The organism is Microcystis sp. CS-574 (genome assembly GCF_028329095.1).
Lineage (GTDB): Bacteria > Cyanobacteriota > Cyanobacteriia > Cyanobacteriales > Microcystaceae > Microcystis > Microcystis ichthyoblabe_A.
On sequence record NZ_JAQMSY010000059.1, the window covers coordinates 21439 to 29801 of the forward strand.

Annotated in this window: 7 protein-coding genes; 6 read left to right on the forward strand and 1 reads right to left on the reverse strand. The window is 45.4% G+C overall.

Annotated elements, in window-relative coordinates; translation table 11 throughout:
* Positions 1-78: 78 nt before the first annotated feature.
* The 4 genes from petC to PN470_RS04020 all read left to right on the forward strand — a co-directional run bounded on the left by petC (position 79) and on the right by PN470_RS04020 (position 4794).
* Positions 79-618, forward strand: a complete 540-nt coding sequence (petC, locus tag PN470_RS04005; RefSeq protein WP_016515068.1) for a cytochrome b6-f complex iron-sulfur subunit — start codon at positions 79-81, stop codon at positions 616-618.
* Between the two features lie 43 nt (positions 619-661).
* The gene (gene petA / locus PN470_RS04010) at positions 662-1648 is read left to right on the forward strand and encodes a cytochrome f (protein WP_002754684.1); all 987 of its coding nucleotides are present in this window, start codon (positions 662-664) and stop codon (positions 1646-1648) included.
* Positions 1649-1781: 133 nt separating this feature from the next.
* Complete coding sequence (locus PN470_RS04015) at positions 1782-2843, forward strand: mannose-1-phosphate guanylyltransferase (RefSeq protein ID WP_272103744.1); 1062 nt, start codon at positions 1782-1784, stop codon at positions 2841-2843.
* 301 nt (positions 2844-3144) lie between these two features.
* Positions 3145-4794, forward strand: coding sequence for an ABC1 kinase family protein (locus tag PN470_RS04020; protein ID WP_272103746.1), 1650 nt, complete (start codon positions 3145-3147; stop codon positions 4792-4794).
* Between the two features lie 12 nt (positions 4795-4806).
* On the opposite strand, the gene PN470_RS04025 is transcribed toward PN470_RS04020, so the two are convergent.
* On the reverse strand, positions 4807-5214 hold the full coding sequence (locus PN470_RS04025) for a hypothetical protein (RefSeq protein ID WP_024969066.1): 408 nt from the start codon (positions 5212-5214) through the stop codon (positions 4807-4809).
* 318 nt (positions 5215-5532) lie between these two features.
* Between PN470_RS04025 and argJ the strand changes: the two genes are divergently transcribed.
* Both argJ and PN470_RS04035 read left to right on the forward strand, forming a co-directional pair.
* A complete protein-coding gene (argJ, locus tag PN470_RS04030; protein ID WP_002736235.1) occupies positions 5533-6774 on the forward strand; it encodes a bifunctional ornithine acetyltransferase/N-acetylglutamate synthase in 1242 nt (413 codons plus the stop codon).
* Between the two features lie 635 nt (positions 6775-7409).
* The coding region (locus PN470_RS04035; protein ID WP_272103748.1) for a pentapeptide repeat-containing protein at positions 7410-8363 on the forward strand (954 nt) is incomplete at its 3' end.

An 8363-nucleotide genomic window follows, 5' to 3' on the forward strand; every position in this document is an offset into this window, starting at 1 on the left:
TCGTCTTGATCGAGATGCACAAAATCGCCCTTAGATGAGAATTAGTTTACAAAAATTTACATTTGGAGATAAGGAGCAATGAGTCAAGTTTCCGGTACAGATGTTCCCGATTTGGGTCGTCGTCAATTTATGAACCTGTTGACCTTTGGTACAATTACCGGAGTAGCAGCGGGGGCTTTGTATCCGATTGTTAAGTATTTTATTCCCCCCTCGGCCGGTGGTACGGGTGGCGGTGTCACCGCAAAAGATGCCCTAGGCAATGATGTGATTGTCAGTCAATTTCTGACCACCCATAACGCTGGCGATCGCACCTTAGCGCAAGGTTTAAAAGGCGACCCCACCTATTTAGTCGTCCAAGAGGACAAAACCCTGGCCAACTACGGAATTAACGCCGTCTGTACCCACTTAGGTTGTGTGGTGCCTTGGAATGCCAGCGAAGAAAAATTCATGTGTCCTTGCCACGGTTCCCAGTACAATGCCGAAGGAAAAGTAGTTCGCGGTCCAGCGCCTCTATCCTTAGCCCTCGCCCATGCCAACGTCACCGATAATGATAAAGTCGTCTTCTCCACTTGGACGGAAACCGACTTCCGCACCGGCGAAGAACCCTGGTGGTCCTAGATTATTCAATGTGACGAGATTTGGAATTATTCGACCTATAGAGATGAGAACATTCAACTTTTTAAGCTTCCCGCAAGTCCACAGACAGGCCCTAGTGAAAGCCGTCCTCGTGGCGATCGCTACCGTTTCCTTACTCCTAACCAGCGATGTCATTAACCCCCAATCTGCCCAAGCATATCCTTTTTGGGCGCAACAAACCGCCCCGGAAACCCCCAGAGAAGCAACCGGTCGGATTGTCTGCGCGAACTGCCATTTAGCCCAAAAACCCGCCGAAATTGAAATCCCCCACTCGGTATTACCCGATAGCGTCTTTGAGGCAGTGGTAAAAATCCCCTACGATCCCGCCAGTCAACAGGTGTTAGGAGACGGATCCAAGGGGGGTTTAAACGTCGGTGCAGTCTTAATGCTACCGGATGGTTTTAAAATCGCGCCCCCCGATCGCATTCCCGAAGAAATGCAGGAAAAACTCGGTGGAGTCTATTTCCAATCCTACAAAGAAGGTCAAGATAACGTGGTTATCGTCGGCCCCTTACCCGGGGATCAATACAAAGAGATCGTTTTCCCCGTCCTGGCCCCCGATCCTAGCCAAAATAAGGGTATTCACTTCGGTAAATATGCTGTGCATTTAGGGGCCAATCGCGGTCGCGGTCAAGTGTACCCCACCGGTGAACCCAGCAATAATAACGCTTTCAAAGCTTCTACCGCAGGTACAATTAGCCAGATCAGCAAAACCGAAGCCGGTGGTTATGAAGTCACCATCACTTCCGAAGCTGGCCCCGTGGTGGAAAATATTCCCGCAGGTCCTGAGTTAATCGTCTCGGAAGGTCAAGCGATCGAAGTGGGACAATTTTTAACCAGTAACCCCAATGTCGGCGGTTTTGGTCAAAAAGAGACGGAAGTTGTCCTACAAAATCCCGGCCGGATCAAAGGATTAGTTTTATTCCTCGGTGGTATTATGCTCTGCCAAATCCTCTTAGTGATTAAGAAAAAACAAGTGGAAACAGTACAAGCGGCCGAAATGAATTTCTAATCGCAATATTTCGGTTATTTTTGCTAGAAAGCGGGTTATTTGCCCGCTTTTTAGCTTTGGGTCGGGAAAACGCTCACCCCTCGCTGCCGTCTGATACAATCGGTTCAACTTAACCGATAAGTGTCAATTTTTTATGAATCAGTCGCTTGTTCCAGTCATTCTCGCCGGGGGTAAAGGGGAACGTTTTTGGCCCCTCAGTCGTCTAGCGCGTCCGAAACAGTTTCTCTGTCTTGATGGTAGTGGTCGCAGTCTTTTACAAGCAACGGCCGATCGTCTATTATCTTTAGGGGCAGGTTGGGAAAATCTCTGGGTAATTACCGCTAGTGCAATCGCTGATGGTGTCCGCGAACAACTGCCCGATTTACCGGAGAGTAACCTATTAGTGGAACCGGTGGGCAAGGATACGGCCCCGGCTGTGACTTGGGCTACTTTAGAAGTGATAAAACGTTATGGTAAAGAAGTGGCGATCGGTTTTTTTCCTGCCGATCATTATATTGGTAATCAAGAGGCTTATATTAACACTTTAAAAGCGGCCGTAGAAGTGGCCGTCAGCCAAAAAGCGATCGTTACTTTAGGGATTAAACCCGATTATCCCTCCACCGGTTACGGTTATATTGAACAGGGAGAAAATCAGGGCGAATTTAATGGTTTACCCGTCTATAAAGTGAGTCGTTTTACGGAAAAACCCGATCGCACCACGGCCGAAAAATTCCTAGAAACGGGACTTTTTAGCTGGAATAGCGGAATGTTTATCTTTCAGGGACAAGTGGTTTTAGAGGAGCTAAAAACCCACGCTAATAATATTTTACAGCCTCTGATCGATCGGGGCATCGCTGCCTATGAGGATTTAGAGAAAAAAAGTATCGATTATGCTTTGATGGAAAAAACCCAACTCGCTTACGTTTTACCCGCTAATTTCGGTTGGGATGATCTGGGAGATTGGAATGCTCTGGAAAGATTACTGGAAGCAAAGGGCAAAAATATTGAACTGGCCAATCATGTCGGTTTGGACACGGAAGGCTCTATTATCTATGCTAGTGATGAGGAAGAAGTGATCGTTACTATTGGTTTAAAAGATCTGGTAATTGTTCGCGACGGTAAAGCAACTCTCGTTGTCCACAAAGATCGTACCCAAGATATTAAACAAGTTCTCAAGCAATTACAAACCGATCCCAAATTAAAGAAATTGTTATAGGATCGATATTAGTTACCAGCTTTTTCAGTAATCAGTAAACAGTAATCAGTGAAAAGACAGTAGGAAACCTCTATTTAAGTAAGTAGTTATAATTAAATTGAAGATAGATTTTGTCTCTGATCCCCCCTGCCCCCCTTGATAAGGGGGGTGTCGATCCCCCCTTAGTCCCCCCTTGATAAGGGGGGTATTTGATAATTTTTAACGCCTACCTACTTAATACTGCTAACTTAAAACTCAAATCTGATCACTGGTAACTTACCCACTGATAACTGATAACTGATCACTGATAACTGATAATACCGTGTTCTCACTCCCCCAAACCAGTCAAAGACAAAAAGAAATCCTTGAGATAGTTCTCGGCAATGGTTGGGACTATATGCGCGGGGTTTTAACCCTAGGAAAAACAGAAAATCCCCAGATCCCCACTCCAGAAGTTCTCAAAAAAATCCTCGTGGAATTGGGGCCTTTTTATGTCAAATTGGGACAGTTACTTAGTACCCGTCCCGATCTGCTACCCGCTAATTATATCGAGGCTTTAACTGCCCTACAAGCGCAAGTTCCTCCCGTTGCTTGGACAGATATAGAAATAGTCATCACCGAACAGTTAGCAAAACCGATCAAACAGGTATTTAAGTATATTAATCCCCAACCGATCGCCGCAGGATCGATCGGGCAAATTCATCGGGCAACTTTATTATCTGGGGAGGAAGTAGCGATTAAAGTCTTGCGTCCGGGGATCGAAAAAATTGTCGCCCAAGATAGTGCCTTAATTAAGGGAATTGCTGATTTAGTTGCCCTCACAGAATTTGGTCAAAGTTATGACGTTGTTGACTTAGCAGAGGAGTTTATTAAAGCAGTTAATGCGGAATTAGATTTCACCCAAGAAGGTCATTATACTGACCAATTACGCTATAATTTAACCCAGAGTCGGTGGTCAGAACCCAAACAGTTAGTTATTCCTAAAATTTATTGGCACTTAACTAATTCCAAGCTATTAGTGTTAGAATGGTTAGAAGGAAAACAAATTTTAGAGGCTGATGTTTCTAGACCGCCAACTGAGCAGGCAATTTCTCAAAGAAAAACCGAAATAACTAGGATTTTGTTTCGGTCATTTTTTCAACAAATTTATATTGATGGCTTCTTTCATGCCGATCCTCACCCGGGTAATATCTTCTATCTTGACGATGGTAGAGTAGCTTTAATTGACTGTGGTATGGTGGGCAGATTAGACCCGCAAACTCAACAAATTTTAACAGAATTGTTATTAGCAATTGTTGACTTAGATGCGAAAAGATGCAGTCAACTAACTATTAAACTGTCCGAGTCAGTAGTCCCGATTACTTTAGTACAATTAGAGGTGGATTATGAGCGGATGCTGCGAAAATACTATAACCTCAATTTAAATCAAATTAACTTTAGTGAGGTGGTTTATGAACTTTTGCAAATTGCCCGTCGCAATAGAATTAAACTCCCGGGTAATTTAGGTTTATTCGCCAAAAGTCTCGCCAATCTAGAAGGAACTGCCCGAAAATTTAATCCTGATATTAATATCCTAGAAGAAGTCAAACCGCTATTAACTAATATTCTTGAACAACAGTTAATCGGTAGCACTCCCCTACAAACTGCCCTAAGAACAGTTTTAGACTTGAAATCTTTTTCCCTGAAATCTCCCCGTCAAATCGAAGTTTTACTAGATAGTTTAACCTCAGAAACTTTAAATGTTAATCTGAAAATTCGTGAATTAGATAATCTCCGTCGCAGTTTAGATAATTCCGCCAATCGACTAGCTTTTAGTGTGATTATTGGTTCCTTAATTATCGGGGCTGCTATTGTTACGGCCAGCACCCAATCTCGGCAATTAACTATTATTAGTACCGTATTATTTGCTACAGCTAGTTTTATCGGTTTATGGTTAGTTGTCGGTATCCTGCGATCGGGAAGATTGCGCTAGAAATTATCGACATTAAATTAAGATTTGTTGTTGTAAAAATTTCGCCCACCGACTGGCTAATTCAACTTCAGTAAAAGGAATTTTTTCAGGCGATCGCTCCTTAAAAATAAATTCTAGAAAAGGGGAACCCTGCGGGGGAAGAGCATCTAAATCCACCACTTGATTATTAACTAGCAAACGGATTTCTTTGACCTCCTCTAGGGAAAAAGTTTGTAAATTGATCACTCCCTTACGAGTTGGCTTTCCCCAAGTGATAATTTTATCTTTTTGACCTAAGACAGAATATATATCATACTTAGCTCGATCGAAGTTTTCGGCCCATTGTCGATAGATTTCCACTTTTTGGTATTCATTCCAACCACTCCAAGCCAACCAAATAAACAGAATTAATAAAGGTGTCCACAATAACCCGCGTTCCATAAACTATCACCCCAAAATCCTAGTCAATTAATCGTATTTTAGGCTAATTTGCCGCAAGAAATTATTAGCTAAGTAGGTAGGCGTTAAAAATTATCAGATGCCTCCCTTATTAAGGGGGATCCCCCCGCCTATCGTCACCCCCCTTATCAAGGGGGGCAGGGGGGATCGAATTTAAAATCCATTTTTAATTTAATTATAACCAGCTACTTATCAGCTTTTTCACCCACTTCCCAACCCGAAACGGTCAAACCCTTTGCTAATTTTTGGCTTTTTACTTGCTATAATCGAGTGTCGAATTTGAGTAGGAGACGGGAGAAAATGGCCGATTGGCAGGAAATAGAGGGGGGGATCACGGCCCCAAAAGGATTTAAATCCGCAGGGATGGCCGCGGGGCTAAAACCGTCCGGTTTGCCCGATTTAGCCCTAATTGTCTCGGAAACAGAAGCGATCGCCGCAGGAGTCTTTACCACCAGTCAAGTGCGGGCCGCTTGCGTCGATTATTGCCGTCAACGCCTACAAACCAAAGCCAGCGCCAGGGCGATTTTGTGTAATGCTGGCCAAGCAAACGCCGCCACGGGGGAAGCCGGATGGCAAGACGCTCTCGATAGTGCCGCCGCCTTGAGCCAAGTTTTAGGGATTCCCGCCGATGCAATTTTGCTGGCTTCTACAGGAGTGATCGGGCAACGGATTCGCATGGATGCGTTAACCGCCGCTTTACCGACCTTAGCGGGTTTATTGTCGGAAAATGGCGGCGAAAGCACGGCCCGGGCGATTATGACCACGGATCTAGTCCCCAAATCGATCGCCTTGCAAACCACTATCGATGGTCGTCCGGTCACAATTGGGGGAATTGCCAAGGGATCGGGGATGATTCACCCGAATATGGCGACGATGCTCTCCTTTATTACCTGTGATGCCGCAGTATCGACGGTTCTCTGGCAAAGTATGTTAAGTCGGGCGGCTAATAAAAGTTTTAATCAGATTACGGTGGATGGGGACACCAGTACCAATGACAGTCTGATCGCCTTGGCTAATGGTCAATCGCGCACCACGGCGATCACAGAAATGGGCCGGGATGCCCAAAAGTTAGAGGCCATGTTAACGGAAGTTTGTCAATACCTGGCCAAAGCGATCGCCCGGGATGGGGAAGGAGCCACCTGTTTAATAGAAGTGCGGGTTTCGGGGGCGGCCGATGATCAGTCCGCTCGTCAGATTGCTCGCACCATTGCCGGTTCTTCCTTAGTAAAATCGGCGGTTTTCGGTCGAGATCCCAACTGGGGACGAATTGCGGCGGCCGCGGGCCGGGCCGGGGTTGTCTTCCATCAAGAAGATCTGCAAATCAAGTTAGGCGACTTCGTGATGATGGAAAATGGTCAACCTCTGGCGTTCGATCGAGCTAGTGCCAGTAATTACCTGAAAGCGGCAGCAAGCGGGGCTTATTTACGAGAAGATACCGTTTTAATGTCTATCTGTATCGGTAACGGTTCAGGAACAGGTACGGCCTGGGGTTGCGATCTTAGTTACGATTACGTCAAAATTAACGCCGAGTACACCACTTAGGGTTTGCTGAAAAAGCTTTTCCTAGGGGCAGGGTGTGGGGTGTGGGGTGTGGGGTGTGGGGTTTTACCTATTTTCAGGTGGTCAGTTACCTAATTTTCAGGGAAAAAGTCCAGGGATTTTCCCCCCGATCCCCGCAACGGCTGGCACTTTTTGAGGGAAAAAAAGTCTAAAAGTCTGATCCAACAAGGTTTTTAGATTTATTCAGCAAGCCCTACTTAAAGCGATCGATTCTCTAAACAGGCTCTCTTGTCCTTGCTGGATTGTAGCCCAACAGCTTGATCAAAGGTTGACGTTAGGCTCTAGTCTATACCGACAATCTCGATGATCGATCCTGTTGATTACACAGCATCCGAGAGAGCCGATTACCCGATTAACAGATAAACTTTAATGGTTGGATTGTAAGTAGCTGGTTATAATTAAATTAAAAATGGATTTTAGGTTCGATCCCCCCTGCCCCCCTTGATAAGGGGGGTGCCGATCCCCCCTTAGTCCCCCCTTAATCCCCCCTTAATAAGGGGGGCATCTGACAACTTTTAACGCCTACCTACTTACTTCTTTTCAACCAACCTCGAAAACAGTTTTGTCAGTCCCTCAGTCCCTTGGCAAAATCCATCTATTGGCGGGGAAAACGCTGCATGGTTCCGAAAAAATCACCACGAATTCCTTTAGAATTGCACCAGATCAAGGCTCACGAGTTTTATCAAAAACGGCTGGCATCGGGTAAAGAAGGCAATGAGATAGATGACTGGCAGCAAGCGAAAGAATATTTGAGCCAACATCCCAGAGCGATTCTTGCTTGGAATCTAAAAATGCCCTATCGCGGGGGAAAAAGGCTAATTAAAAGATTGTTGCTATCGCTCCAGTCTCTTGTCAGAGTTGCTTGGAAACTGCTAATCTTTCCCTTCTGGCTATTTCAGCAAATACCGGAGCTTTTTGCCCGTGAAGACAAAGACAGCCGCACCTTTGCCATTGAGGTGGTCAAAACGATTATTTCTGCCCTAGGATTAATTGCTACCCTTTCGGCAGGAATCGTACTTTTTCTCAATTATCGCAATTCTCAAGCGGAAATGCAACTGACTCAGCAACGTCTGATTACCGAGCGCTTCTCGAAAGCTGTCGAGCAAATCGGTAGTGGTAAAGAGGAGGTGGTAATTGGCGGCATTTATTCCCTAGAGCGAATTGCCAAAGATTCTCCCAAGGATCAATGGACAATTATGGAAGTCCTGACTTCCTACATTCGTAAAAATTCCCCCATTCCCTCGAATATTCAACAACTGGAGCCAGAGGAAAGACAGAAGGCCCTAGAAAAACTCCCTTCCGTGAGTATTCCAGTTCAGGCCGCTTTAACGGTAATCGGGCGGCGTAAAGTTGAGAATGACCAAGCTGGCGATAATTTGGCTGAAACAAATGACTCTAATAAAATTAAAATTCTTGATTTAAGTCGGACAAATTTGAGGGAAGCCAACCTCAACCGAGCCAACCTCAACCGAGCCAACCTCAACCGAGCCAACCTCAACGGGGCCTACCTCGACGGAGCCTACCTCAACCAGGCTAAACTCAACGGGGCCTACCTCGACGGAGCCTACCTC